This is a genomic window from Nitrosomonas sp. Nm33 (genome assembly GCF_900107265.1).
Classification (GTDB): domain Bacteria; phylum Pseudomonadota; class Gammaproteobacteria; order Burkholderiales; family Nitrosomonadaceae; genus Nitrosomonas.
On the sequence record NZ_FNPJ01000012.1, the window covers coordinates 1 to 26,202 of the forward strand.

Genomic DNA, 26,202 nt, shown 5'->3' on the forward strand with positions numbered 1-26,202 from the left:
GACAGTTATATTCCTGAGCCACAACGGGCCATAGATGGTGCTTTTATCATGCCGGTGGAGGATGTATTTTCAATATCTGGACGCGGCACGGTTGTGACAGGGCGTGTGGAGCGAGGTATAATTAAAGTTGGTGACGAGATTGAGATAGTAGGCTTGAGACCAACATTGAAGACGGTGTGTACCGGTGTGGAGATGTTCAGGAAGCTACTTGATCAAGGGCAAGCCGGAGACAATGTTGGAATATTGCTGCGTGGAACTAAGCGTGAAGAGGTTGAGCGTGGTCAAGTGTTGGCAAAACCTGGGAGCATATTGCCGCATACGAAATTTACAGCTGAGATATATGTTTTAAGTAAAGAAGAAGGCGGGCGGCACACGCCGTTTTTTGCTGGATATCGTCCTCAGTTTTATTTCAGGACAACTGACGTTACGGGGTCGATAGAGCTGCCATCCGGTACCGAGATGGTGATGCCGGGAGATAATATTTCGGTGGCAGTAAATCTTATTGCTCCGATTGCAATGGAAGAAGGATTGCGGTTTGCAATTCGTGAAGGTGGCAGAACCGTTGGGGCAGGTGTTGTAGCTAAAATTATTGAGTAAAATTGTTGCCAATTAAGATAGTGATCTAATTCTGGAATTAGAATACGGATCGGCTAATCTCAGGATTAATATGCAAAATCAAAAAATACGTATTCGTTTAAAAGCGTTTGATTATCGACTTATAGATAAGTCAGCGATGGAAATTGTGGAGACAGCAAAACGTACAGGTGCTGTTGTTAGAGGGCCTGTTCCGCTGCCGACACGAATTGAGCGGTTTGATATACTGCGCTCCCCACACGTGAATAAAACATCGCGTGATCAATTTGAAATTCGGACACATTTACGCTTAATGGATATCTTAGATCCAACGGATAAAACGGTAGATGCTTTAATGAAGCTTGATTTGCCCGCTGGTGTTGACGTGGAAATCAAGCTGTAGTCTTAAAAAATAATGTTGAATTTAATGTTAGTGCAAGCTTTCTAATGAAGATGTCTGCAAAGGAATAGATTAATGAGCATAGGTTTAATCGGTAAAAAAGTAGGAATGACCAGGATTTTTACTGATAATGGAGATAGTTTGCCTGTAACAGTGCTGGATGTATCAAATAATCGAATTTCACAAATTAAAAAATTTGAGACTGATGGTTACGATGCTATTCAAGTGACATATGGCAAACAGCATGCTAATCGGTTGAATAAATCGATCCAGGGACACTTTGCAAATGCTGGAGTAGAGGCCGGGCGTGTTATCAAAGAATTTCGTGTAAGTGCGGAAGAGTTAAATGAAGTTAAGGCAGGGATGAAACTTGGATTAAACATGTTTCAAGTCGGGCAAATTGTAGATGTAACCAGTAAAAGTATAGGTAAAGGGTTTGCTGGAACAATTAAAAGGCATAACTTTTCCTCGAATAGAGCAAGTCATGGAAATTCAAGATCGCATAATGTTCCCGGCTCAATTGGTATGGCGCAGGATCCGGGGCGTGTATTTCCTGGAAAAAAAATGTCAGGAAGACTTGGTGGCGAAAAATGTACAATTCAGAATCTTGAGATTTTGCGTATAGATGCTGATAGAGAGTTAATTCATGTAAAAGGGGCTGTTCCAGGTGCCAAGGAAGCAATCGTAGTATTACGATCAGGTATTAAGAGTAAGCCGGAAAATAAATAAAAAATTCTGTATATTAGAATAAAAAACAAATTGCCAAAGAATAGGGGCTAGCAGTGGAAGCTAAATGTATCGGTTTTGATGGAACAACGAGCAATATATCAATTTCGGAGTTAGTGTTCGGAAGAGATTACAATGAAACGCTAGTCCATCAAATTGTAACAGCATATATGTCGAATGCGAGACAAGGCACTCGAGCCCAGAAAGGTCGATCGGATATAGCAAAGTCTACACATAAGGTTTGGAGACAGAAGGGAACAGGTAGAGCTAGGGTTGGTGCAGCTTCCAATCCATTGTGGCGAGGTGGTGGTAAAATTTTTCCCAGTAGCCCACTGGAGAATTTTGCTCATAAAGTCAATAAAAAAATGTATCGAGCAGGTATATGTACTATTCTTTCCCGCTTATTAAGTGAAAATAGATTACATTTAATTGAAGAATTTTCTGTAGATACTCCAAAAACAAAGGAGTTAATAAGCAAACTAGAAGCGCTAAATTTTAAGAATGCGTTGATTATTACAGATCAGGTTGATGACAACCTTTATTTGTCTTCAAGAAATGTACCAATGGTAAGTGTAATTGATACATCGCACATAGATCCAGTAAGCTTATTAAAGCACAATGATATTCTAATTAGTCGCAAGGCATTAGCGAAAATTGAGGAAATATTAAAATGAAATCTTCTAGCATTGATCATGAAAGAGCTCTGAAAATTATTTTAGCTCCTCAAATTTCGGAAAAAGCAACATTAATCGCGGAAAAAAATAATCAAATTGTTTTTCGTGTGCTACCTAGCGCTGATAAGACTGAGATTAAGGCTGCCGTTGAATATCTGTGGAAATCTCAAAAAATAGAAGTGACAAAAGTGCAGATTTCAAATGTTAAGGGAAAAGAAAAAAGATTTGGCCGCAACATGGGACGGAGGCCAAATTGGAAAAAAGCATATGTTAGCGTCAAAAAAGGTCAGGAAATTAATTTTTCTGAAATAACTAAAGGAGAGGATTAAGTAATGGCTTTAGTAAAAGTTAGACCGACTTCTCCCGGGCGGCGTGCTGTTATTAAAATTACAAATAAAGAATTATACAAAGGCAAGCCTCATTCTGCACTCGTAGAAAGTAAAAAGAATGCTGCAGGTCGCAATAACTCCGGGCGCATCACTCAGCGTCACCAAGGAGGTGGCCACAAAAGAAACTATCGGATGATTGATTTTCGTCGTAATAAAGATGGAATCATCGCTAATGTAGAGAGGATAGAATACGATCCTAATCGTAGCGCTAATATTGCCTTGTTGTGTTATCTCGATGGAGAAAGACGCTACATTATTGCACCTAAGGATATCGAGACTGGCGCCAAACTGCTAAGTGGCGTTAAGGCACCGATCAAGACTGGCAATGCAATGGAACTGCGACATATACCAATTGGGAGTACAGTGCATTGTATAGAGTTGCAGCCAGGCAAAGGAGCGCAATTGGCGCGATCTGCAGGTTCATCAGCTCAATTGCTTGCACGAGAAGGAAGTTATACCCAAATTCGATTACGATCAGGGGAAATTCGTAGAATACATGTAAATTGTAGAGCTACGATTGGTGTTGTAGGAAATGATGAACAAAATTTAAAATCGATTGGAAAAGCTGGTGCGCAGCGATGGCGAGGTATTAGACCAACAGTACGGGGTGTGGCAATGAATCCAATTGATCATCCTCATGGTGGTGGTGAGGGAAAAACGGCAGCAGGTCGACATCCCGTAAGTCCTTGGGGACTGCCTACTAAGGGGTTCCGCACCAGAAGAAATAAGCGTACAGAAAACATGATAGTGCGTCACAGACATTCTAAGAAGGGTTAAGTTTTATGGGGCGATCTGTAAAAAAAGGTCCGTTTGTAGATACGAACCTTTATGACAAAATACAACACGCTAAAGCTGGTAATGACAAGAAGCCAATTAAAACATGGTCTCGTAGATCTACCATACTTCCAGATTTTATTGGTTTAACCATAGCGGTACATAACGGTAGACAACATATACCTATTTATATTACTGAAAATATGGTAGGTCACAAGCTAGGAGAGTTCTCACTTACTCGAACTTTTAAAGGCCATGCAGGTGATAAAAAAACTGCAAGTAAAAAATAGGAATATAAATTATGCAAGCAACAGCAATATTGCCAAGCATTAGATTGTCTGCGCAGAAAGGGCGTTTAGTGGCAGATCAAATACGAGGTTTAAAAGTAGCTAAAGCAATTGAGCTATTGACTTTTAGCCCGAAAAAAGGTGCAGCTATTTTTTTAAAACTTCTAGAGTCAGCCATTGCAAATGCTGAGCATAATGAAGGTGCTGATATTGATGAGCTGCGTATATCTGAAATTATGGTGGATCGTGGAACATTTTTAAAGCGATTAAGTACACGAGCAAAAGGACGTGGCAATCGTATAATGAAACCAACATGTCGTATTTTATTAACAGTTAGCGATTAATAATCACTTAAAGAAAAGCTTGCCGATAGATTATGGGACAAAAAATAAATCCTACGGGATTCCGACTTTCTGTACTAAAGAATTGGTCATCAAAATGGTTTGCACATGGCAAAAATTTTTCAAAATTATTAAATGAAGATATTAAAGTTCGAGAATATCTCAGAAAAAAATTGCTTCATGCTTCTGTCGGTCAGATTGTAATTGAACGCCCATCTAAAAATGCACGTATAACGATATATAGCTCGCGTCCAGGAGTTGTCATAGGCAAAAAAGGGGAAGATATTGAGATTTTAAGGAAAGATCTCGAGAAATTGATTCATATTCCTGTGCATATAAATATTGAAGAAATACGAAAACCTGAAATCGATGCTCAACTAATTGCTGATAATATTGCTCAGCAATTAGAGAAAAGAATTATGTTTAGAAGAGCGATGAAGAGAGCCATACAGAATGCGATGAGATTAGGTGCTCAGGGTATTAAAATTATGAGCTCAGGGCGCTTAAATGGAATCGAAATAGCACGCACCGAATGGTATCGAGAAGGTCGTGTGCCGCTACATACATTGCGCGCAGATCTTGATTATGCTACTTCAGAAGCTAAGACAACATATGGAATTATTGGTATAAAAGTGTGGGTATTTAAGGGGGAGCAGTTAGAAACTAGAAACCGTGATCTAACGTCAAGCAATTCATATCCCTTAGCTACGGATGAAAATAAGAAACGTACGGATAAAATTAACCCAGAAAAAATTGCTTGAAGATAAAGCATATAGTTTTGAATATTAATCTAGTTACAAATACAAGATTTTTTCAATAAATTAAGGATTAATAAATAAAATGCTTCAACCAGCAAGAATGAAATATCGCAAGCAGCATAAGGGGCGAAATACCGGAATTGCTACTAGCGGTAATAAAGTGAGTTTCGGTGAGTATGGATTGAAAGCCATTGGGCGAGGCCGAATAACAGCTAGGCAAATCGAAGCAGCACGTAGAGCAATGACAAGGCATATTAAGCGAGGAGGGAGAATCTGGATTAGGATATTCCCGGATAAGCCAATCTCGCAGAAGCCTGCCGAGGTCAGGATGGGAAAAGGCAAAGGCAATCCTGAATATTATGTATCAGAAATAAGGCCAGGTAAGATGCTATATGAAATGGATGGCGTTGATGAGCAATTAGCAAGAGAAGCATTTAAGCTTGCAGCTGCCAAATTACCAATAAAAACGCAATTTATAGTTCGTCATATCGGAAGTTAAAGCAATGAAAGCAAGCGAGCTTAAGAAAAAAAATGATGAAGAACTGAAAAGTGAATTAATGTCTTTGCTCAGAAGTCATTTTAATTTGAGAATTCGACACGCAACTCAACAACTTGAGAATGTATCTCAGTTGCGAAATGTTCGGCGAGATATTGCTAGGGTCAAAACAGAACTAAATCAAAGAGTAAGAATGTCATGAATATAAGTAAAAAACCTAATACCCTAGTAGGCAAAGTAGTGAGTGATAAAATGAATAAAACTATTACGGTACTAGTTGAACGTAAGATTAAACATCCACTTTATGGCAAAACTATTACACGTTCAAAGAAAATTCATGCTCACGATGAAAATAATCAATTTAGTTTAGGTAATGTAGTGATGATACAAGAAACCCGTCCACTATCTAAAACTAAAGCATGGCGTGCAGTCAAATTATTGAGTGCTACCTAATAAACAAACTGAAAATAAGCTAATATAAATCAGTTTTTGAAAACAAAAAGTTAACTTCTTTTGAAATTAAAAAAGATTTAAATCAATCCAAGAAATAAAACGGATTAATTTATTTATATACATGGATTAAGACAAAATGATTCAGCCTCAGACGATACTGAATGTAGCAGATAACACAGGCGCGCGATCTGTAATGTGCATTAAAGTGCTAGGAGGATCTAAGCGACAATATGCTGGTATCGGCGATATTATTAAAGTAGCTGTAAAAGATGCTGCGCCCCGCGGTAGAGTAAAAAAAGGTGAAGTTTATAATGCGATTGTAGTTCGCACAGCAAAAGGGGTTCGTCGAACAGATGGATCATTAATTAAATTTGATGATAATGCCGCGGTAATATTAAATGCAAAGCTAGAGCCTATTGGTACACGGATTTTTGGCCCAGTTACAAGAGAGCTCAGAACGGCACAGTTCATGAAGATAGTGTCACTTGCACCAGAAGTAATATAAAGACATTTAGGTGTTAATATGAAAAAAATTAAAAAAGGTGATGAGATTATAATCCGATGTGGTAAAGACAAAGGAAAAAGAGGCACTGTGCTGCGGTATGAAACCGATAATTACATCGTGATACAAGGATTAAATAAGATTAAAAAGCATGTAAAACCAAACCCGGCAAAAGGCACTGTTGGGGGTATTACAGAGTTAGAAAAACCTATACATATATCAAATGTGTCAATCTATAATCCTGTAACAAAAAAAGCAGATAGAGTTGGTATTAGATTAAGTGATAATAAAAAATTACGAATATTTAAATCTAACAAAGAAGAGATTAGCATCTAACAAGGATATATAGAGTAAATGGCCAGATTACAGGAATTTTATAATCAAACTGTGAAGCAGCAACTAATGCAGCAATTTAATTATAAATCAATCATGGAAGTCCCACGAATTACCAAAATAACACTCAACATAGGTGTGGGGGAAGCGACATCGGATAAGAAAAAAATTGAAAATGCGATTAGCGACCTTGAAAATATTAGTGGGCAAAAGCCTATTACAACAAAGGCAAGAAAATCGATTGCTACATTTAAAGTGCGAGTTGGTTATCCTATTGGATGTAAAGTTACATTACGTGGCAAAAGGATGTTTGAATTCCTTGATAGATTAATTAGTATTGCGATTCCCAGGATTAGAGATTTTCGTGGAATTACTGGAAAAGGATTTGATGGAAGAGGGAACTATAATATTGGAATTAAGGAGCAGATCATTTTTCCTGAAATTGAGTATGAGAAAATTGACGCATTAAGAGGCATGAATATTACCCTTACGACCACAGCTAAGACTGATTTAGAAGCAAAAGCGTTACTATCAGCTTTTAAATTCCCATTTAAAAATTGAGACTGGAATGGCAAAAAAATCTCTTATTAATAGAAATTTGAAAAGACAAGCAACGGTAAAGAAATACGCGGGCGTCCGAAATTCTTTATTAGAAATTATTGCAAGCAGTCAAGCAAGCTTTGAAGAAAAAGATGAGGCAAGGAAGAAATTGCAAAATTTACCAAGAAACTCTAGCCATACTCGACTTCGTAATAGATGCGAACTGACTGGAAGAGCAAGAGGATATTACCGAAAATTTGGATTAGGACGGAGTAAATTAAGAGAACTCGCTATGAGTGGTCAAATTCCAGGGATCACGAAAGCCAGTTGGTAACTGATTGAATCTATAACGGTAATAGATATTGCAAATAATAACGAATAATTTAACATTAATCCAGGAAGGTTTTAATAGGTAAAAATATGAGTCTAACGGATCCAATAGCTGATATGTTAACCCGCATAAGAAATGGGCAATTATCTCAAAAATCCTCAGTGCTCATGAGTTCGTCTCGATTAAAAAAAGCTATCGCTCAAGTACTTAAAGATGAAGGTTATATTGAAGATTTTCAAATATTCCAAGAAAAAGAAAAGATAAACTTGGAAATCAAGCTAAAATATTATGCTGGCTATCCTGTAATAGAGAAAATATCTAGAGTTAGTCGTCCTGGACTAAGAGTATATAAATCTTGTTCTGAATTACCGAGCGTAATGAATGGATTGGGAATTGCAATTGTATCTACTTCAAAAGGTGTTATGACGGAAGGAAAAGCGCGACTGAATGGAATCGGTGGCGAAGTTTTATGCGTTGTAGCTTAAGGGATTAATTTAATGTCGCGAATTAGTAAAAAACCAATTCAAATACCGAGTAATGTTAATTTTACTATTTCAAATAACGAAATAGTAATTAAAGGTCCGTTAGGCTCTCTTCAGCAGCGACTTTCTGCTGAGCAAGTTACCATAACGAGTGAAAATAATGAGTTATTTGTTAAATCAGCTGATTCAACAAAACAATCACATTCAATGTCGGGAACGATACGGTCTTTAGTTAATAATATGGTAACTGGAGTAACGACTGGTTTTGTGAAACGATTAAATATTGTTGGTGTTGGATATCGTGCACAGGCGAGTGGTAACACATTAAATTTGAGTTTAGGTTTCTCACATCCGATTGCTTACAAAATGCCAAACGGAATTACTGTTGAAACACCTACTCAAACGGAAATTGTGATCAAAGGAATTGATAAACAGCAGGTTGGACAAGTTGCAGCAGAAATACGTTCGTTTAGACTTCCTGAGCCTTACAAGGGCAAGGGAGTACGTTATGCTGACGAAATAATAATCCTTAAAGAAACTAAGAAAAAATAGTAAATAGGAAGCTCATGAAAAACCTTAAGCTATCTCGCATGAGGCGTGCTCGCAAAACGCGAGTTAAAATTGCATTATTAAAAACTTACCGACTCTCAGTACATCGGAGTAATAAGCATATATATGCGCAAATTATAGATGATGAAAATAGTAGAGTATTAGTGAGTGCATCAACGCTTGAGAGTGAAGTTAGAAGTGTAATAACAAATGGCGGAACAGTGCAAGCTGCTGAATTTATTGGAAAAAGATTAGCGGAAAAATCAAAAAGCTTAGGAATTGATACTGTTGCCTTTGACCGAGCTGGCTATAAGTATCATGGGCGAGTCAAAGCATTAGCTGAGGGTGCACGAAACGGCGGAATTAAATTTTGAGATAAGGAATATTAATGGCTAAAGCTTCAAAATCACAAAACATTACCTCGGTAAATGATGAGCAGACTGATGAACTTAAAGAAAAAATGGTCTCAATTAATCGTGTTACTAAAGTTGTGAAAGGTGGACGTATCTTGGCCTTTGCTGCGTTAACAGTAGTAGGAGATGGTAAAGGTAGAATTGGTATGGGTAAAGGTAAATCAAGAGAAGTGCCTGTTGCCGTACAAAAAGCAATGGATGAAGCGCGACGCAAAATGGTTAAAGTTGAATTAAAAAATGGCTCACTTCAACATGCTGTTGTTGGAAGACACGGCGCTGCTAAAGTGTTTATGCAGCCTGCTTCAGAAGGTACTGGTATAATAGCAGGTGGACCAATGAGAGCAATATTTGAAGTTATGGGCATTACTAATATACTTGCTAAGTGCATTGGTTCAACTAATCCTTATAATGTTGTGCGTGCCACGATACAGGGACTCGAATCAATACGCACACCTTCAATGATAGCTTCCAAACGAAATAAAAGCCTTGAAGAAATTATAGGAAGATTAAAATGACAAGCAATGATAATAAAAAATTGTGCGTTAAATTAGTTAAAAGCCTAATAGGTAAAAGAAAATCGCATCGTAGAATAATTGAAGGATTGGGACTTAAACGAATTAATAGTATTGCAATATTACAAGATAGCCCCTCATTGAGAGGTATGATAAATAAAGTCTCATATATGGTTAAGGTTGAGCAATAAATGGATTTAAGTAATATAAAATCAAACAAAGATTCGAGGAAAACAAGAAGAAGAGTAGGTAGAGGAATCGGATCAGGATTAGGTAAAACAGCAGGTAGAGGTCATAAAGGTCAAAAGTCTAGAGCGGGAGGCTTTCATAAAGTTGGTTTTGAAGGCGGGCAAATGCCTTTGCATCGACGCTTACCAAAACGTGGATTTACTTCGCTAGACAATAAACAAGTTAAAGAAATCAAATTATCAATTCTTGCTCAAACTTTTAAAGAGATTAATGGAATTGATGATTTGAAAAATGCTGGTTTAGTATCAAAATCTATACACGCAGTAAAAATATTATTTGATAAAGAAATAAATACAGCAGTGGTAATAAAAGGATTATCTGTTTCAAAAAATGCAAAAAAAGCTATAGTTAATGCTGGTGGAAATATTGATTAGTTAAAGGAATAGTTTTGGCTGCAAATAAATTTAATAAAAATGTGAATAAATACTCGGATTTAAAGCGAAGACTTTGGTTTTTGTTATTCGCGCTAATAGTTTACCGAATTGGTGCTCATGTACCTGTACCCGGAATTGATCCAGTTGTTTTAAAGGATCTTTTCGATACACAGGAAGGCGGCATATTGGGTATGTTTAATATGTTTTCTGGCGGAGCTTTGTCACGTTTTTCAATATTTGCATTAGGCATAATGCCCTATATTTCTGCATCTATTATAATGCAATTGGGAGCAGTAGCTATTCCATATTTAGAATCGCTCAAAAAAGAAGGTGAGTCTGGAAGAAGAAAAATAACGCAGTATACTCGCTACGGTACAGTTGCTCTTGCATTAGTCCAAAGCTATGGAATATCCATGGCATTACAGGCGCAGGCTGGATTAGTAATAGAGCCTGGAATTTTTTTCGTGATAACAACTGTAACTACATTGGTTACAGGTACTGTTTTTTTGATGTGGCTTGGCGAGCAGATTACTGAACGTGGAATTGGAAACGGAATATCACTTATTATTTTTGCGGGAATTGCTGCTGGCTTACCAGCCGCTATTGGAGGTACTCTTGAATTAGTACGTACGGGTGCCATGCATTTTTTAGTAGCTTTAGGCATATTTATTGCGGTGATTGCTGTAACAGGGTTTGTGGTATTTGTTGAGCGTGGTCAAAGAAAAGTTTTAGTAAACTATGCCAAGCGCCAAGTAGGAAAGCAGGTCTTTGGGGGACAAAGTTCACATTTACCTTTAAAATTGAATATGGCTGGTGTAATACCTCCAATATTTGCATCTAGTATTATTTTGTTTCCAGCTACGCTGGCGGGTTGGCTGTCAACTGATGAATCATTGATTTGGTTAAAAGATATAAGTGGAGCTTTATCTCCTGGCCAGCCTATGTATGTCATGTTATATGCAGTGATGATAGTATTCTTTTGTTTCTTTTATACAGCACTTGTTTTTAATCCGAAAGAAACAGCTGACAATCTTAAAAAGAGTGGTGCGTTTATTCCAGGCATACGTCCAGGCGAGCAAACAACGCGATATATTGAAAAAATAATGCTAAGACTTACGCTTGTTGGGTCTATGTATGTGACACTAGTCTGCTTATTGCCAGAATTTTTGATATTGAAATGGAATGTACCTTTTTATTTTGGCGGAACCTCATTACTCATAATAGTTGTTGTAACTATGGATTTTATGGCACAGGTTCAATCTCATGTTATGTCAACCCAATATGAAAGCTTGCTTAAGAAAACTAGCTTCAAAACAAGCCCTTATATTTCAAGATAAGACGCAGTAATAATAATGGCAAAAGAAGAAACAATTCAAATGCAAGGCGAGATACTAGAGACACTGCCAAATGCTACATTTAAAGTTAAATTAGAGAATGGTCATATTGTATTGGGTCATATATCAGGGAAAATGCGCATGAATTATATTCGTATATTACCTGGAGACAAAGTGACTGTTGATTTGACTCCCTATGATTTAACTAAAGCTAGAATTACTTTTAGATCTAAATAAATTTTAAGCTTTTAAATTAAATTAACTTTATTCAAATAAAAAGGAAACTTCAATTGAAAGTACATGCTTCTGTAAAGAGAATATGCAGAAATTGTAAGATAATTAGGCGCCAAAGAGTTGTTAGAGTTGTTTGTATAGATCCAAGACACAAGCAACGGCAAGGTTAATATTTAAGCATTGGCTAATAAATGATATTCAAGGTGAATAAATGGCGCGTATAGCCGGAGTAAATATTCCTAATCATCAGCACGTGAGAATTGCTCTAACAGCAATTTATGGTATCGGCAACACAACTTCACAAAAAATATGTGATGAATTAGGAATTGATGGTTCTATTAAATTAAAAGATATATCAGAAGCTCAATTAGAGCAAATACGTGAAAAAATTTCCAAATATACCGTTGAAGGAGATTTGCGACGTGAGATATCGATGAATATTAAAAGATTAATGGATCTTGGCTGTTATCGCGGATTGCGGCATAGAAGAGGCTTACCTGTAAGAGGACAACGTACGAGAACGAATGCTCGGACAAGAAAGGGGCCTAGAAGATCCGCAAGTGTACGTTAATTATCTATAAATATTGATTCTAAGGTAATAAATTAATGGCAAAGATTCAATCTAGATTGCGAAAAAAAGTCAGGAAAAACATTGTTGAAGGAATCGCGCACATACATGCTTCATTTAATAACACGATTGTTACGATTTCTGATAGACAAGGTAATGCATTATCATGGGCAACTTCAGGAGGCGCTGGATTTAAAGGCTCTCGGAAAAGTACACCTTTCGCTGCACAGATTGCTGCAGAGCAAGCTAGCAAAATTGCACATGAATATGGAATTAAAAATTTAGAAGTACGTATTAAAGGACCTGGGCCAGGCAGAGATTCAGCAGTCAGATCATTAAATGCTGCTGGTTTTAAAATTACGAGTATCTCCGATGTCACCCCTGTACCCCATAATGGATGTCGACCACCAAAAAAACGGCGAATTTGAGAGGAATATTTAGTGGCTAGAAATCTTGAACCAAAATGTCGGCAATGTCGTCGAGAAGGTGAAAAATTATTCTTGAAAGGCGACAAATGCATGTCAAGTAAATGTGGAATTGAAAGGAGAAATTACGCTCCTGGGCAACATGGACAGAAAAAGAGTAGAATTTCTGACTATGGATTGCAATTAAGAGAAAAGCAAAAGGTACGTCGTATTTATGGTTTACTTGAACGGCAATTCCGAATTGTTTACAAAAATGCAGACAGAATGCGAGGTGTAACTGGTGAAAATTTGTTACAGCTGCTAGAGAGTAGATTAGATAACGTGGCGTATCACATGGGGTTCGGGGCTTCTAGATCAGAGTCTAGACAAGTGGTACGACATAATTGCATTTTAGTGAATGGACGTCGAGTTAATATACCGTCCTATCAAGTACTTCCAGGGGACGTTATTGAAGTAGCTGACAAAGCTAAGAATTATCTTAGGATTAAATCATCTCTTGATTCTGCTGAACAGCGTGGATTTCCTGCATGGTTGGATGTTGATGTCAAAGCTATGAAAGGGAAATACAAAATGAAACCGGAAAGATCTGAATTATCATCAACTATTAATGAATCTTTGATAGTCGAATTATACTCAAAATAAAGAATTTTATATCTTTCTAGTTAAGGATTTTTACATGTCGAGTAGCCCGTATCTTATACCCAGAATAATCGAGGTCCAAAATATTACTCCTGTCCAGGCAAGGGTAATAATGGAGCCATTTGAGCGGGGGTATGGTTATACATTGGGTAATGCATTACGTAGAGTATTATTATCCTCAATGCCTGGTTCTGCAGCAACAGAAGTTCGAATAGCTGGGGTAGTGCATGAATATTCCTCGCTTGAAGGCGTACAAGAAGACGTAATTGATATACTTTTGAATTTAAAAAATATTGTATTTAAACAGCATGCCGGTACTAAATCTATATTAACATTAAAAAAGAATATAGATGGGCCGGTTACAGCTGCGGATATTGAAAGCACTCATGATGTTGAGATTGTGAATCCTGATCATGTCATTGCGCATATCGTAAAAGGTGGGATGATTGATATGCAAATTACAATTGAAAAAGGACGCGGTTATGTTCCTGCTACTGTAAGAAGATCTGCAGATGCAAGTAGTCAGGTTGGCAGTATTTTATTAGATGCTTCATTTAGTCCAATAAAGAAGATTAGCTATTCTGTTGAAAATGCGCGCGTCGAGCAACGTACCGATTTAGATAAATTAATAATTGATATTGAAACCAATGGATCCGTGGATCCTGAAGAAGCGATTCGATATGCTGCACGAGTACTGGTTGATCAATTGTCAGTTTTTGCTGAGCTTGAAACTACTCCTCTTCCTAAAGAGCAACCTAAAATTCCACAAATTGATCCGATACTCTTACGCCCAGTTGACGATTTGGAATTGACCGTACGATCAGCAAACTGCTTAAAAGTTGAAAATATTTACTATATCGGGGATTTAATACAGCGTACAGAAGCTGAGTTATTACGAACTCCCAATTTGGGAAGAAAATCCCTTAATGAAATTAAAGAAGTCTTAGCAGCTCGAAATTTATCTTTGGGAATGAAATTGGAAAATTGGCCGCCGGCTAATCTGGAAAATCAAGGAAAGGAAACTGGTCATGCGTCATAAAAATGGTCTTAGAAAATTAAATCGCACCAGTAGTCATAGATTGGCCATGTTTCGGAATATGGCTAATTCGTTATTACGCCATGAAATGATTAAGACTACTTTGCCAAAAGCAAAAGAATTGCGAAGAGTTGTTGAACCACTTATAACAATAGGAAAAGAACCTACTGTTATGAACAAACGAATTGCTTTCAACAGGTTGCGGGATCGTGATACGGTTGTAAAGTTGTTTTCAGATCTGGGCTCTCGTTACAAGCTTCGAAATGGTGGATATCTTAGAATTCTAAAATATGGATTTAGAAAGGGAGATAACGCCCCTATGGCCATCGTTGAGCTCGTGGATCGACCTCATGATGTTGATACATCTGTCTCACAAAAAGATGAATGAGATTAATTGAGCTCTATAATGCTAAATTAGATATTAGCATGTAAAAACTGAGATCAACTGATAATTAGATTATGATAAGGCTACTGTCACTAGTAGCCTTTTTCATGTATATATATTAACCATAAATGATTTCTTAAATAAGAAATAGCTTTGAAAGCTTATATACATTTAGCCAGAGCCAGTCTTAGCATGTCATTTGCACCATATCCTTGAGCAATCGCATGAAACTGATAAAGCAAAGAATTGTTCCGTGATCTTATTCCATTTCCAAATCAAAGATGGCACGAAGGCGAGTCGCAGACAGTATAAATAATACGGCAAGGTGAAGCCGACAAAGTTAGGTTTGATTTAGAAACGGAATTACGAATGGATGAAGCCACAAAAATATCTTTGATGCGCTCATAGATATCGATCTTCAAACTCAGCCCCTACTCAACAAAATCGACAGCAATATTAGATAATCTGCATTATCAGAAAACGAAGCTTCGCTGAAGGGTGCACACAACAGGCTGCTTTGGTGGCATGGATATACGAAAGCACAAACAATCAGAATTAGCTGGCCTAGTGTATCACCCACGATAAGTCGGTTTCCCCACTCTTCATTTTCTTTTCCCCGTTGAAATCCATGGAGATCACCGTATGGCACAGTTTTATCACTTTAACAGTTTTCCATGGCAGGAAACGCCTGGGCAACATACGCCTATGGTCACAGGCTAAGTTAATGTAGAGCCGCATTGGCGATAACGCATTTACTGTGAACCAATTTTTCTGCCGAGAATCTTTACGCTCAAAATGGTGAGCTAGCTCACCCATTCCTCGCCCGATGAGTTGTTTTGGTACTTTGGTTTATAAAATGATTGAGAACAAAGTCGCAGCTATATGACAGATCATTGAATTATTTTACGGCAGATCCTAATTTTGTTAGGCATTGCCCTCTATTTTGTGCTTTAGGAGGTAGAGGCATTGATAAGAGACTATTGACTGATTGCAGCTGGTATTAAGATTTTGCTGTTGAAGCATGCGCCAATTAATTGCTACATTAAGTAAACTTAATTAAGCAGAGCATTTCTACTAATAAGCTAATGCTATTTAATTTAATATAGAATTTTTTTCGAAAAATTATCTCTATATTTTACATCATGTTATGATGTTTAAATGGTGCCCAGAAGAGGACTCGAACCTCCACACCCGAAGGCACATGGACCTGAACCATGCGCGTCTACCAATTCCGCCATCTGGGCAATACTCGTAACCTAGTTTTCAGGAGCAATCCGTGATTTTATAGGAAACAATTGTTTTGTCAATCAAGAAGAAAAGTAAGAAAAATCAGTTACGTAAACATGATCCTTTTCTCGCTCGAGAAAGTGAGCGATATGGCACGCCTTTGCCAAGTCGAGAATTCATATTACAAATACTTGAGGAACAAGGCATCCCTGTAAGCGAAACAAAATTACGGAAACTGCTGGATATAGCTCCAGAAGAAACCGAATTTTTTAATCGACGATTGGCAGCCATGATCCGTGCAGGCCAAATCATGCGCAATCGCAAAGGGGATATTTGTGTCATTGAAAAACTTGAACTGATTAGAGGAACGGTACAAGGACATAGTGATGGCTATGGCTTCTTGATTACAGATAGTGGGGGCCCTGATTTATATCTTGGTCCCAAAGAAATGCACAAGGTATTTAATGGCGATCGTGTCATCGCACGAGAAATTGGTGTGGATCGTCGCGGTCGTAGTGAATGTGAAATCGTTGAAGTGCTGGAACGTGTCAACACACAGTTAATAGGGAGATTTTATACCGAGCATGGTATTTTTTTCGTCATTGCTGAAAACAAGCGTATTAGTCAAGAAATACTGATTCCTCGTGAAGCTACTATGGAGGCTAAGACTGGCCAGGTTGTAATGGTCAAAATTATTCAGCAACCTGATATCCATATCCAGCCTATTGGTCATGTTATTGCAATTCTAGGTGAATACACTTCGCCTGGCATGGAGATCGAAATCGCATTGCGTAAACATGACTTACCCTATGAGTTTTCATCTGAGATAGAGAAAATCTCTGCCAAATTTCCTAAAAAGGTATTAAAAAAAGAACTTACCAAGCGGAAAGATATTCGTCATTTACCTTTTGTTACAATCGATGGCGAAACTGCGCGTGATTTCGATGATGCAGTTTACTGTGAACGTGATGGAAAAGATTATCGATTATATGTAGCCATCGCTGATGTCAGTCATTATGTTCAAGACGCTGATGCTCTAGACAAAGAAGCATGCAAACGAGGCAATTCGGTATATTTTCCACGACGAGTGATCCCGATGTTGCCAGAAGTACTTTCCAATGGTTTGTGTTCGCTGAATCCGCAAACGGACCGTCTTAGTATGGTATGCGAAATACAATTAGCTACGAATGGTGAATATTTAGATTATCAATTTTACCCGGCAGTCATGCACTCACATGCCCGCCTTACGTACACCGAAGTCGCAGCGATGCTGGATAGACCCAAAGATACCAATACCAAGCAATATACCGAACTACTTCCGCACATTCAGTTACTCTATAAGGTATATAGGGGTTTACAGAAAGCACGCAAGAAACGTGGGGCCATTGACTTTGAAACGATTGAAACCCAGATGATCTTTAATGTTCAGGGCAAGATTGAGCAGATACTTCCGCTGCAACGCAATGTAGCGCATCGTCTGATAGAAGAATGCATGCTAGCTGCCAATGTCTGTGCCTCAGATTTTTTGCAGAAACATAGGCAACCGGTGCTGTATCGTGTCCACGAAGGGCCAGCGCCGGAGAAATTAACAGCGCTGCGAGATTTTCTTAAGGAATTTGGCGTGCAACTAGGAGGCGGTAGTGAACCACACGCCAAAGATTTTGCTAAAACATTAACTAAAATCATCAGCAGAGCCGATGCCCAATTATTACAAACTGTTATGTTAAGATCGTTACGACAAGCGATGTACAGTCCTGAAAATATCGGCCATTTCGGATTGGCTTATGAAGCGTACACTCATTTCACTTCACCAATTCGGCGCTACCCTGATTTATTAGTACATCGTGCTATTAAAGCTGTTCTAAATAGCAATAGCTATTCGCCATCGGGTGGCGACTGGCACGAACTTGGTAAGCATTGCTCAATGACAGAGCGTCGCGCTGATGAAGCAACACGTGATGTTGAATCGTGGCTTAAATGCTTCTATATACAGGATAAGATTAATGAATGCTTTGATGGCGTCATCAGTGGTGTCACCGGATTTGGTTTATTTGTTGCACTTGATCAAATTTATGTGGAAGGATTAGTCCATATATCAGAGCTACCCAGCGATTACTTCCATTTTGATAGCACTAAACACATGTTATATGGTGAACGTACTGGGAAAAAATATCGCCTGGGTGATCGTTTACATGTCAAACTTGTAAGGGTTGACTTAGAAACTCGTAAAATAGACTTTGTTCTTGCTTAGAAATCGGAAAAATCGTAGAACACAGATTTTCTGGGTGGGAGCGAGGAATACCAAACGGTTAATGGAAACGTGCTTTAGACTCTCCGCAGACACTAAATAGAAACATACGATTCTTTTAGATAATTGTTTTGATGCAGCTTTTACAATAATTCTACTGAGCTAGCGACGACATGTCTCAGACACGACATATTTTTGGGTTTCATGCGATTATGAGCCGTTTACGGCAAAACCCAGATAGTATCAAAGAAATCTATATCGATTCGGCGCGACATGATCAGCGTGCGCGTGATCTATGCAAACTTGCTGAAATTAAAAATATTGGTTTGGTACTTTGTGACAATACGAGGCTCGCCAGAATAGTGGGCACTACGCGCCATCAAGGTGTAGTGGCCAACATTACGGCTACTCAGAGCTATGTTGCTATTGAAGATGTCTTGGAAGCACTGAGCGAACCTGCTTTATTCTTAATACTGGATGGTATTCAGGATCCTCACAATTTAGGAGCATGCCTGCGCGTTGCTGATGCATTGGGTGCTCATGCTGTCATTGCACCTAAGGATCGCTCGGTAGGACTGACGGCTACAGTGCATAAAGTCGCTAGCGGTGCTGCCGATACTGTTCCTTTTGTTACCGTCACCAATTTGGCTCGAACCTTACGTGAACTCAAGCAACATGACATCTGGACTATTGGCACTACAGCTGATGCAAGCCATAGCCTTGAAACGATCACACTTGATGGTCCTGTGGCCTGGGTATTAGGTGCAGAACATGAGGGTATGCGTCGCTTGACAAAGGAAACCTGTGATCAACTGGTGCGTATTCCAATGGTCGGCAGTGTTGAAAGCCTGAATGTATCAGTCACTGCTGGGATTTGCTTATTCGAAACTTTCCGCCAGCGATCAAAGAAAGTTTGATTAATAGGCTAAGGCAAAAATTTTTAATTTTTCTGAAGAATCTAGGTTTAATTTTGACTGGGAGGTTCATATCCCTTGAAGCGTGTTAAAGGCATTTTGATTTATCCTATTTTCCTCAGTTGAAGTCTCTTAATCGTGCAAGAATCCTGTAGATCAAGGTATTTTGGAAGATTTTTAGCGCCACCAATTGCGTTAGATTTTAAAGAAACAATCAAAATCAGTTGAAAGTGCTGCCATACCTTGCTTCCAGTTTGTTTATGGCAATTGAGGAGCAGTTAATATTTTTAGCTAGAAATCGTTTTGCAGTATGAGATTCCTCGTAATAAATTTCAACAGAGGAATTTAGGTTAATAACTTATCCTAATGGAAAATCTGGGTTTAAGAAAGTTTGTTTATCCCTTTGTTCATCTCATATGTTGTACCGAAGTACGGTGTACTACAGTACGATAGGCAGAGGGTATGTGATTTATCAGAATGAGACCATAGCAAGCAATTTATTTTTGCTTATACGAAATATTTTTTAATATGCGAGAAACAAAAACACAACCTAAAGTTCGATATTAGCTTGTGTTTTTATTGGATATTTTGGTAGGCGCGATTGGACTCGAACCAACGACCCCCACCATGTCAAGGTGATGCTCTAACCAGCTGAGCTACGCGCCTAGGGAATACAGCATTCTAACTGAAACATCGTATGGGTTCAAATATAAGTTAAAAAGAATGATTTCTCTAGAATTTTGAAGTTTATATATCATTTTGATTAGAATAACCAACATGATTAGAAGCAAGGTAACCAAATATTGATTACTTTTAGAGATAAAAAATAAATTTTTTACTACACGTATAATTAGTAACATTTTCCCTCGCTTAAAGTTAGGTTAAATGAAAATCTAACAAGAACTGGTTTATTGGCATGGCAAGAAAATAACTATTATTCTTTGTCATTTTTGAGAAACTCATTACTGAATGTCTGAGGCTAAATGAACGTTAAATTTAATTATGTTGCTCCCAAATGGTTACCAGGCGGTAATGTACAGACCATTTATCCTTATTTTCTAAAGCCATCACCGCAGGTAACTTTGCAGCGTGAGCGCTGGGAGATTGATGATGGTGATTTTGTCGATGTTGATTGGCTTGAAGGTCCTTTGGATAAGCCGCTGGTGGTTATGTTTCATGGACTTGAAGGAAACTCACGCAGTCATTATTCGCTCAGTATTTTGAATCATTTGCGAGAGCAAAACTGGCGTGGCGCGGTCATTCATTTCCGTGGTTGCTCTGGGGAGTCTAATAGACTACCCCGTGCTTATCATGCGGGTGATTCAATGGAAATAGATTGGATGCTACGACGGATAGCGCATCAATGTGAGTTGCAGAAATCAGGTTTGCCACTTTACGTAATCGGCATTTCACTTGGAGGAAATGTTTTATTGAAATGGTTGGGTGAACAAGGTGGTCAAGCAAGCAGATTGATTACAGCTGCTGCTGCAGTTTCAGCTCCACTTGATTTGGCTGCTGCTGGAAAGACGCTTGATTTAGGTTTTAACCAAATCTATACCCGGCATTTTCTGAGCTCTTTAAAACGTAAAGCATTAGAAAAACATAAGCGCTTTCCGGGTTTGCTCGATGAGAAGGCGATTGCTGCAACTAGCTCGCTATATGAATTCGATAATCATGTCACAGCACCCCTGCATGGCTTCCTTAACACGGAGGAGTACTGGAGTAAATCCAGCAGCAAGCCTTGGCTTCAACATATCCAGGTTCCCACTTTTGTTATCAATGCGCGAAATGATCCATTCATGCCGGCTGATGCATTGCCGGCAAGAAGCAAGGTTTCATCTATGGTTTTTCTTGAATTTCCTGAGCAAGGTGGACATGTTGGATTTATGCATGGAACCTTCCCTGGTCAGCTTAGTTGGCTGCCTCAACGGATTACCAGCTTCTTTCAATCAGCGTGAACGTTCGGACTGTTCTCTTTAGTAGATTTGTTTGGATCAAGATAGGAACCTTGCTAAAAAAGCTTTTTCAACATTTCCTTTGAGTGGAATTCTCACCCGGTGACCACTACCTGGAGCAACATGAATAGTCATGCCATCTAAGTTTTGCATCTGCTCCAATTCAATCACTTGGTTGCCGGAAGGGTGAATGATCTCCAAGCGATCACCTATCTCAAAGCGATTCTTAACCAGAATTTCAGCCATGCCACTGATTTGATCGATAGCAGTAACATCACCCACATATTGACTACGGTTTGATTCTGAATGACCGCGCAGATAGTTCTGAGTTTCATGACTGTGATGCCGCTGGTAGAAACCGTCGGTATAGCCACGATTGGCAAGTCCTTCCAATTGACTAAGTAGGGCAGGATCGAAGGGGCGATTAGCTATCGCATCATCTATCGCTTTACGGTAAACTTGGGCTGTGCGCGCAACATAATAGGCTGATTTGGTTCGCCCTTCGATTTTGAGAGAATCTATTCCGATTTTGACGAGTCGCCCGATATGTTCTACTGCGCGTAGATCTTTGGAGTTCATAATATACGTGCCATGCTCATCTTCCATGATAGGCATTAGCTGGCCGGGGCGTTCTCCTTCTTCAATGAGATAAACATGATCTGCAGCAGGATGTCGTTTGACAGTACCCTGAGGGGTAGGTTGTTGCATTAATGCTTGGTTAAAATCGAAGTCAATTTTTTGCAAAGGCTCAATGTCACCAGTAGCATTTTCTTCGGCTGATTTGACTTTATAATCCCATCGACATGAATTGGTGCAGGTACCCTGGTTTGGGTCGCGGTGATTAAAGTAGCCTGATAACAAGCACCGTCCTGAATAGGCCATGCATAAGGCACCGTGAACAAACACTTCCAGTTCCATATCTGGGCAAAGTTGTCGGATCTCGCTAATTTCGTCGAGCGATAGTTCTCTGGATAGGATGACGCGTGTTAATCCGATTTTCTGCCAGAATTTTACCGCAGCGTAATTGACAGTATTGGCTTGAACAGAGAGATGGATAGGAATATCCGGCCATTTTTCTCTGACTAACATAATAAGTCCGGGGTCTGCCATAATCAGCGCATCAGGTTTGAGCTCAATGACGGGCGCCATATCAGCCATATAGGTTTTTACCTTGGCGCTATGAGGCATAAGGTTGCTTGTAACAAAGAATTTTTTGCTGATCGCATGCGCTTCTGTGATGCCGGTACGTAATTGCTCCAGAGAAAACTCATTATTGCGGGCTCGTAAAGAATACCGTGGTTGACCGGCGTAAACTGCATCAGCGCCGTAGGCATAAGCAATATGCATTTTCTCCAGTGAGCCAGCTGGCAGTAAAAGTTCAGGGGTGTTTAGCATAGTGTAAAATGAGCAAGTAATGTTAGATCGATGTCCAGTTTTGTACGCATACAAGACTACGCAGATTAATAGTTGAATAATCCCCAGAAGTAATCCTGAAAGCTAAATAGCTAATTTTAAATTATAGCATTATGCTGGCTGACCCCGCTTTTATCCACCTTCGACTGCATAGCGAGTACTCTGTCGTCGACAGTATAGTTCGCATCGATGAAGTTTTATCAAAAGCAGCATCAGATAATATGCCAGCATTGGCGTTGACGGATCTCGCTAATCTCTTTGGATTGATCAAATTCTATCAAAGCGCCTACAAAAAAGGTATTAAACCCATCATTGGGTGTGATATCTGGATTACTAATGAGACAGATCGTGATAAGCCTACCCGCGTTTTATTGTTATGCCAATCTTATGCTGGTTACTTGTTATTGTGTCGTTTGCTATCGCGGGCTTATCGTGAGAATTTGTACCGTGGCCGGGTTGAATTCCGGAAATCATGGTTTCATGCTGATGAAGGTGGAACAGATGGATTGATTCTGCTGTCAGGTGCCTATCATGGCGAGATCGGATGGCATCTATCACAGAATAATTTAAGTACAGCTGAAACACTGGCTCAAGAATGGGCAAACTTGTTTCCAGGACGATTTTATATCGAATTACAGCGAAGCGGCAACGCGAACGAGGAAAGCTGTGTACGCAATTCTCTGCAGCTGGCTTCCAAATTACAATTACCTGTTGTAGCGACGCATGCAGTGCAATTTTTAGAACCTGAAGATTATAAAGCTCATGAAGCTAGGGTATGCATTGCAGAAGGATATGTGTTAGGCGATCGCCGGCGCCCGCATCATTTTACCGAGCAGCAATATTTTAAAACACAAGCAGAAATGCAGGCTCTTTTTGCGGATATACCATCTGCTCTTGCCAACAGTGTAGAAATTGCCAAGCGCTGCTCACTTGTGCTCGAGCTAGGGGTTAACCGCTTACCCATATTTCCAACACCGGGTACAGTCAGTATTGAACAATACTTACGTGAGCAGGCCGAAGCCGGACTAGAGAAACGCCTGTGTGTTCTGTTTCCAGATGCCGGAGTATATGCTTCGAAGCTGCCAAAGTATCAGGACAGACTGGGTTTCGAAGTCAATACTATCATCCAAATGGGATTTGCAGGCTATTTCTTAATCGTCGCGGATTTTATCAACTGGGCCAAGCAGAACGATGTGCCAGTAGGTCCAGGGCGTGGGTCGGGTGCAGGCTCTCTAGTTGCGTATTCACTTGGGATCACTGATCTTGACCCGATGCGCTATGATTTGTTGTTCGAGCGTTTCCTGAATCCCGAACGGGTATCTATGCCAGATTTTGATATCGACTTCTGTCAGGATAGACGTGAGCGCGTCATTGAATATGTGAAACAGCGCTATGGTGCTGAGAGCGTTTCACAGATTGTTACTTTTGGCACGATGGCAGCAAAAGCAGTCGTGCGAGATGTGGGCCGTGTGCTGGATCTACCGTATAACTTTGTCGATCAATTAGCCAAATTAGTGCCATTCGAGATCGGTATGACGCTAAAAAAAGCACGTGCTGTCGAACCTCAGCTGGAACAGCGTGCACAAGAGGAAGAAGATGTGCGTAATTTGCTGGAACTGGCAGAACGTCTGGAAGGGCTGACTCGTAATGTGGGGATGCATGCAGGCGGTGTGCTGATCGCACCTGGCAAGATTACCGATTTTTGCCCTGTGTATTGCGCCGATTCGGGAGATTCGGTAGTCAGCCAGTTTGATAAGGATGATGTCGAGAAAATTGGTCTGGTAAAGTTTGATTTTCTTGGGCTGCGTACCCTCACTATTCTAGATAGAGCCGTAAACGATATTCGGCAGCGCTATGCTGAAGCAGGTGCACAGGCAGCCGATCGGCAAGCTGGGCAGTCGATACCCTCGCTGAATCAATCTTTTTCTTTAAATCATATTCCTTTAGAGGATGCTGCGACCTATGCGTTGATGAGAAAAGGCAACGCAATCGGAATCTTCCAATTTGAATCACGTGGAATGAAAGATCTGCTGCAAAAAGCGAGGCCTGATCGGTTCGAAGATCTGATCGCGCTGGTAGCACTTTATCGCCCTGGGCCCATGGATTTGATTCCCGAATTTATAGAACGTAAACACGGTAAACGTGTGGAATATCTGGATTCACGTCTGGAACCTATTCTTGGGCCAACGTATGGCGTCATGATTTATCAGGAACAAGTGATGCAAATTGCTCAGGTGATAGGCGGGTATAGCCTCGGGGGCGCTGATTTATTACGGCGTGCGATGGGCAAAAAAAAGGTAGAGGAAATGGCGCAGCAGCGTGATATTTTTGTAGCGGGCGCAATCAGGAATGGTTTGACTGAACAGAATGCGATTACGCTCTTTGATTTGATGGAAAAATTTGCTGGCTACGGTTTCAACAAATCGCATGCTGCAGCTTATGCTTTGATCGCCTTTCAGACGGCTTACCTTAAAACACACTACCCTGCAGAGTTTATGGCTGCATGTTTGTCGGCAGAAATGAATGATACCGATAAGATCAATGTGTTTTACGGAGACTGCCTGGCTAATCGACTAACTATTTTGCCACCAGATATCAATCGATCCGAATATCGTTTTATCCCAATTGACGAAAAAAACATTCGTTATGGCCTGGGGGCAGTGAAGGGCACTGGGGAAGGGGCTATCTCAGCCATTATCGAAGCGCGTAATCAAGGTGGATTGTTTACTGATTTGTTTGATTTCTGTTGTCGGGTTGATCGGCGAGTGATAAATCGCCGTGTTATGGAATCACTCATTCGTGTCGGTGCATTTGATAGTATCGATCCTAACCGGGCAGGTTTATTAGCGTCAGTAGGGATCGCAATCGAATTTGCCGAGCAACGCAGTTTATCAATTCATCAGACTAGCTTATTTGCGGAGATTGAGAATAATTTTCAACATCCAGCTTTAGTCAACGTTCCCCAATGGTCAGAAAAAGAAATACTGCAGAATGAGAAGCTGGGATTAGGGTTTTATTTCAGCGGACATCCTTTTTCTGCCCACGTAAAAGAGCTTAGCCAGTTTGTCCAGACCCGCCTAGACCGGCTTAATCCAAGTCCACGACGAGAACTCCAGCTAATTGCTGGTGTGATTCATTCTATTCGCACGCAAATGACGCGTCGAGGGAAAATGGCCATCATTGTGTTAGACGATGGCCATGCTCAAGTAGAGGTCGTGGTTTATAACGAATTATTTTGTCATCACAGTGATTGGTTAAAAGAAGATAAGCTTCTGATTGCTGAAGTGACTATTAGCAACATTGTTGGAAGCAACGATGAACTTCGTATTGTTGCCGATAAACTTTATAGCCTTGCGAGTGCCCGCTCTTGCTATGCAAAAAAATTAAGGCTCGTAATAAACGGTTCTGCAACATCTGAGATAGCCAGTGTGACTAAGCTCAGTGAATTACTCATGCCCTATCGACAAGATAGCATAGCCAAAAATAAAGGTGCAGAGAACCATCTTTATTCCTACTGCCCTATAACGATCATTTACCGAAATCAATATGCGATCTGCGAAATGGAATTCGGTGATGCTTGGCGTGTTTATCTGGATGACATATTGGTTGAATCACTATTTACCTATCTAAAGTCAGAAAACGTTGTAATCATTTATTGATTAGGCCCA

At 39.6% G+C, this 26,202-nt stretch carries 35 protein-coding genes and 2 tRNA genes; 34 read left to right on the forward strand and 3 right to left on the reverse strand.

Annotated elements, in window-relative coordinates; genetic code table 11:
* The 30 genes from BLV54_RS04175 to rplQ form a co-directional block, all read left to right on the forward strand.
* Positions 1–597 (forward strand): EF-Tu C-terminal domain-related protein (locus tag BLV54_RS04175; RefSeq protein ID WP_256329117.1); only part of this gene is annotated, 597 nt, incomplete at its 5' end.
* Positions 598–667: 70 nt separating this feature from the next.
* Positions 668–976 (forward strand): 30S ribosomal protein S10, encoded by a 309-nt coding sequence (rpsJ, locus tag BLV54_RS04180; RefSeq protein ID WP_046851108.1) that lies wholly within the window; start codon positions 668–670, stop codon positions 974–976.
* Positions 977–1,048: 72 nt separating this feature from the next.
* A complete protein-coding gene (gene rplC, locus BLV54_RS04185) occupies positions 1,049–1,702 on the forward strand; it encodes a 50S ribosomal protein L3 (protein ID WP_090568216.1) in 654 nt (217 codons plus the stop codon).
* Positions 1,703–1,755: 53 nt separating this feature from the next.
* Positions 1,756–2,373 (forward strand): 50S ribosomal protein L4, encoded by a 618-nt coding sequence (gene rplD / locus BLV54_RS04190; RefSeq protein WP_090568218.1) that lies wholly within the window; start codon positions 1,756–1,758, stop codon positions 2,371–2,373.
* A complete protein-coding gene (gene rplW, locus BLV54_RS04195) occupies positions 2,370–2,702 on the forward strand; it encodes a 50S ribosomal protein L23 (RefSeq protein ID WP_090568221.1) in 333 nt (110 codons plus the stop codon). The genes rplD and rplW overlap by 4 nt, the downstream gene beginning before the upstream one ends.
* A 3-nt stretch (positions 2,703–2,705) precedes the next feature.
* Positions 2,706–3,539: a 50S ribosomal protein L2 gene (gene rplB / locus BLV54_RS04200; protein ID WP_090568224.1), complete on the forward strand. Its 834-nt coding sequence runs from the start codon at positions 2,706–2,708 to the stop codon at positions 3,537–3,539.
* Between the two features lie 5 nt (positions 3,540–3,544).
* Positions 3,545–3,826: a 30S ribosomal protein S19 gene (rpsS, locus tag BLV54_RS04205; protein ID WP_090568226.1), complete on the forward strand. Its 282-nt coding sequence runs from the start codon at positions 3,545–3,547 to the stop codon at positions 3,824–3,826.
* An 11-nt stretch (positions 3,827–3,837) separates the two neighbouring features.
* On the forward strand, positions 3,838–4,167 hold the full coding sequence (gene rplV / locus BLV54_RS04210; protein WP_090568229.1) for a 50S ribosomal protein L22: 330 nt from the start codon (positions 3,838–3,840) through the stop codon (positions 4,165–4,167).
* A gap of 32 nt (positions 4,168–4,199) precedes the next feature.
* Positions 4,200–4,925 carry a 30S ribosomal protein S3 gene (gene rpsC, locus BLV54_RS04215; protein ID WP_090568232.1) on the forward strand — a complete coding sequence of 242 codons (726 nt, stop codon included), beginning with the start codon at positions 4,200–4,202 and terminating at the stop codon, positions 4,923–4,925.
* Between the two features lie 79 nt (positions 4,926–5,004).
* Positions 5,005–5,421 carry a 50S ribosomal protein L16 gene (gene rplP / locus BLV54_RS04220; protein ID WP_090568235.1) on the forward strand — a complete coding sequence of 139 codons (417 nt, stop codon included), beginning with the start codon at positions 5,005–5,007 and terminating at the stop codon, positions 5,419–5,421.
* Between the two features lie 4 nt (positions 5,422–5,425).
* Positions 5,426–5,620, forward strand: coding sequence for a 50S ribosomal protein L29 (gene rpmC, locus BLV54_RS04225; protein ID WP_090568237.1), 195 nt, complete (start codon positions 5,426–5,428; stop codon positions 5,618–5,620).
* Positions 5,617–5,871 (forward strand): 30S ribosomal protein S17, encoded by a 255-nt coding sequence (rpsQ, locus tag BLV54_RS04230; protein WP_090568240.1) that lies wholly within the window; start codon positions 5,617–5,619, stop codon positions 5,869–5,871. The genes rpmC and rpsQ overlap by 4 nt, the downstream gene beginning before the upstream one ends.
* A 136-nt stretch (positions 5,872–6,007) precedes the next feature.
* Entirely contained in the window at positions 6,008–6,376 is a 369-nt protein-coding gene (gene rplN, locus BLV54_RS04235) for a 50S ribosomal protein L14 (RefSeq protein ID WP_090568242.1), read from the forward strand.
* 18 nt (positions 6,377–6,394) lie between these two features.
* Positions 6,395–6,709: a 50S ribosomal protein L24 gene (gene rplX, locus BLV54_RS04240; RefSeq protein WP_090568244.1), complete on the forward strand. Its 315-nt coding sequence runs from the start codon at positions 6,395–6,397 to the stop codon at positions 6,707–6,709.
* A gap of 18 nt (positions 6,710–6,727) precedes the next feature.
* Positions 6,728–7,267: a 50S ribosomal protein L5 gene (gene rplE, locus BLV54_RS04245; protein WP_090568246.1), complete on the forward strand. Its 540-nt coding sequence runs from the start codon at positions 6,728–6,730 to the stop codon at positions 7,265–7,267.
* A gap of 7 nt (positions 7,268–7,274) precedes the next feature.
* Positions 7,275–7,580, forward strand: a complete 306-nt coding sequence (gene rpsN / locus BLV54_RS04250; RefSeq protein ID WP_090568249.1) for a 30S ribosomal protein S14 — start codon at positions 7,275–7,277, stop codon at positions 7,578–7,580.
* 86 nt (positions 7,581–7,666) lie between these two features.
* Positions 7,667–8,062 carry a 30S ribosomal protein S8 gene (rpsH, locus tag BLV54_RS04255; RefSeq protein ID WP_090568251.1) on the forward strand — a complete coding sequence of 132 codons (396 nt, stop codon included), beginning with the start codon at positions 7,667–7,669 and terminating at the stop codon, positions 8,060–8,062.
* A gap of 12 nt (positions 8,063–8,074) precedes the next feature.
* Positions 8,075–8,611, forward strand: coding sequence for a 50S ribosomal protein L6 (gene rplF, locus BLV54_RS04260; RefSeq protein WP_090568254.1), 537 nt, complete (start codon positions 8,075–8,077; stop codon positions 8,609–8,611).
* 14 nt (positions 8,612–8,625) lie between these two features.
* Positions 8,626–8,982 carry a 50S ribosomal protein L18 gene (gene rplR, locus BLV54_RS04265; protein WP_090568256.1) on the forward strand — a complete coding sequence of 119 codons (357 nt, stop codon included), beginning with the start codon at positions 8,626–8,628 and terminating at the stop codon, positions 8,980–8,982.
* A 14-nt stretch (positions 8,983–8,996) separates the two neighbouring features.
* Positions 8,997–9,536, forward strand: coding sequence for a 30S ribosomal protein S5 (gene rpsE, locus BLV54_RS04270; RefSeq protein ID WP_090568258.1), 540 nt, complete (start codon positions 8,997–8,999; stop codon positions 9,534–9,536).
* Positions 9,533–9,724 carry a 50S ribosomal protein L30 gene (gene rpmD / locus BLV54_RS04275; RefSeq protein ID WP_090568261.1) on the forward strand — a complete coding sequence of 64 codons (192 nt, stop codon included), beginning with the start codon at positions 9,533–9,535 and terminating at the stop codon, positions 9,722–9,724. The genes rpsE and rpmD overlap by 4 nt, the downstream gene beginning before the upstream one ends.
* Entirely contained in the window at positions 9,725–10,156 is a 432-nt protein-coding gene (gene rplO / locus BLV54_RS04280) for a 50S ribosomal protein L15 (protein ID WP_090568264.1), read from the forward strand.
* A 14-nt stretch (positions 10,157–10,170) separates the two neighbouring features.
* Entirely contained in the window at positions 10,171–11,493 is a 1,323-nt protein-coding gene (gene secY, locus BLV54_RS04285; protein ID WP_090568266.1) for a preprotein translocase subunit SecY, read from the forward strand.
* 15 nt (positions 11,494–11,508) lie between these two features.
* Positions 11,509–11,727: a translation initiation factor IF-1 gene (gene infA, locus BLV54_RS04290; RefSeq protein WP_074905475.1), complete on the forward strand. Its 219-nt coding sequence runs from the start codon at positions 11,509–11,511 to the stop codon at positions 11,725–11,727.
* Positions 11,728–11,780: 53 nt separating this feature from the next.
* Positions 11,781–11,894: a 50S ribosomal protein L36 gene (gene rpmJ / locus BLV54_RS04295; protein ID WP_090568269.1), complete on the forward strand. Its 114-nt coding sequence runs from the start codon at positions 11,781–11,783 to the stop codon at positions 11,892–11,894.
* Between the two features lie 41 nt (positions 11,895–11,935).
* On the forward strand, positions 11,936–12,295 hold the full coding sequence (rpsM, locus tag BLV54_RS04300; RefSeq protein WP_090568272.1) for a 30S ribosomal protein S13: 360 nt from the start codon (positions 11,936–11,938) through the stop codon (positions 12,293–12,295).
* 35 nt (positions 12,296–12,330) lie between these two features.
* The gene (gene rpsK / locus BLV54_RS04305) at positions 12,331–12,720 is read left to right on the forward strand and encodes a 30S ribosomal protein S11 (RefSeq protein ID WP_090568274.1); all 390 of its coding nucleotides are present in this window, start codon (positions 12,331–12,333) and stop codon (positions 12,718–12,720) included.
* A gap of 12 nt (positions 12,721–12,732) precedes the next feature.
* The gene (gene rpsD, locus BLV54_RS04310) at positions 12,733–13,359 is read left to right on the forward strand and encodes a 30S ribosomal protein S4 (protein ID WP_090568277.1); all 627 of its coding nucleotides are present in this window, start codon (positions 12,733–12,735) and stop codon (positions 13,357–13,359) included.
* 34 nt (positions 13,360–13,393) lie between these two features.
* The gene (gene rpoA, locus BLV54_RS04315) at positions 13,394–14,395 is read left to right on the forward strand and encodes a DNA-directed RNA polymerase subunit alpha (RefSeq protein WP_090568280.1); all 1,002 of its coding nucleotides are present in this window, start codon (positions 13,394–13,396) and stop codon (positions 14,393–14,395) included.
* Positions 14,385–14,780 (forward strand): 50S ribosomal protein L17, encoded by a 396-nt coding sequence (gene rplQ / locus BLV54_RS04320; RefSeq protein ID WP_090568282.1) that lies wholly within the window; start codon positions 14,385–14,387, stop codon positions 14,778–14,780. The genes rpoA and rplQ overlap by 11 nt, the downstream gene beginning before the upstream one ends.
* 1,156 nt (positions 14,781–15,936) lie before the next feature.
* Here rplQ and BLV54_RS04325 read toward each other — a convergent pair.
* A tRNA-Leu gene (locus BLV54_RS04325) sits at positions 15,937–16,021 on the reverse strand.
* A gap of 56 nt (positions 16,022–16,077) precedes the next feature.
* On the opposite strand from BLV54_RS04325, the gene rnr reads away from it, so the two are divergent.
* Both rnr and rlmB read left to right on the forward strand, forming a co-directional pair.
* A complete protein-coding gene (gene rnr, locus BLV54_RS04330; RefSeq protein ID WP_090568285.1) occupies positions 16,078–18,255 on the forward strand; it encodes a ribonuclease R in 2,178 nt (725 codons plus the stop codon).
* 170 nt (positions 18,256–18,425) lie between these two features.
* Positions 18,426–19,169, forward strand: a complete 744-nt coding sequence (gene rlmB, locus BLV54_RS04335) for a 23S rRNA (guanosine(2251)-2'-O)-methyltransferase RlmB (protein WP_090568288.1) — start codon at positions 18,426–18,428, stop codon at positions 19,167–19,169.
* A gap of 586 nt (positions 19,170–19,755) precedes the next feature.
* Here rlmB and BLV54_RS04340 read toward each other — a convergent pair.
* Positions 19,756–19,832: transfer RNA gene (locus BLV54_RS04340), tRNA-Val, on the reverse strand.
* 317 nt (positions 19,833–20,149) lie between these two features.
* Between BLV54_RS04340 and BLV54_RS04345 the strand changes: the two genes are divergently transcribed.
* A complete protein-coding gene (locus BLV54_RS04345) occupies positions 20,150–21,124 on the forward strand; it encodes a hydrolase (RefSeq protein ID WP_090568291.1) in 975 nt (324 codons plus the stop codon).
* Positions 21,125–21,160: 36 nt separating this feature from the next.
* Here the strand turns inward: BLV54_RS04345 and yegQ are convergent, their stop codons facing one another.
* Positions 21,161–22,516, reverse strand: a complete 1,356-nt coding sequence (yegQ, locus tag BLV54_RS04350) for a prephenate-dependent tRNA uridine(34) hydroxylase TrhP (protein WP_090568294.1) — start codon at positions 22,514–22,516, stop codon at positions 21,161–21,163.
* A 131-nt stretch (positions 22,517–22,647) separates the two neighbouring features.
* Here yegQ and dnaE point away from each other — a divergent pair, with 131 nt between their 5' ends.
* Positions 22,648–26,193 (forward strand): DNA polymerase III subunit alpha, encoded by a 3,546-nt coding sequence (gene dnaE / locus BLV54_RS04355; protein WP_090568297.1) that lies wholly within the window; start codon positions 22,648–22,650, stop codon positions 26,191–26,193.
* Positions 26,194–26,202: the final 9 nt, after the last annotated feature.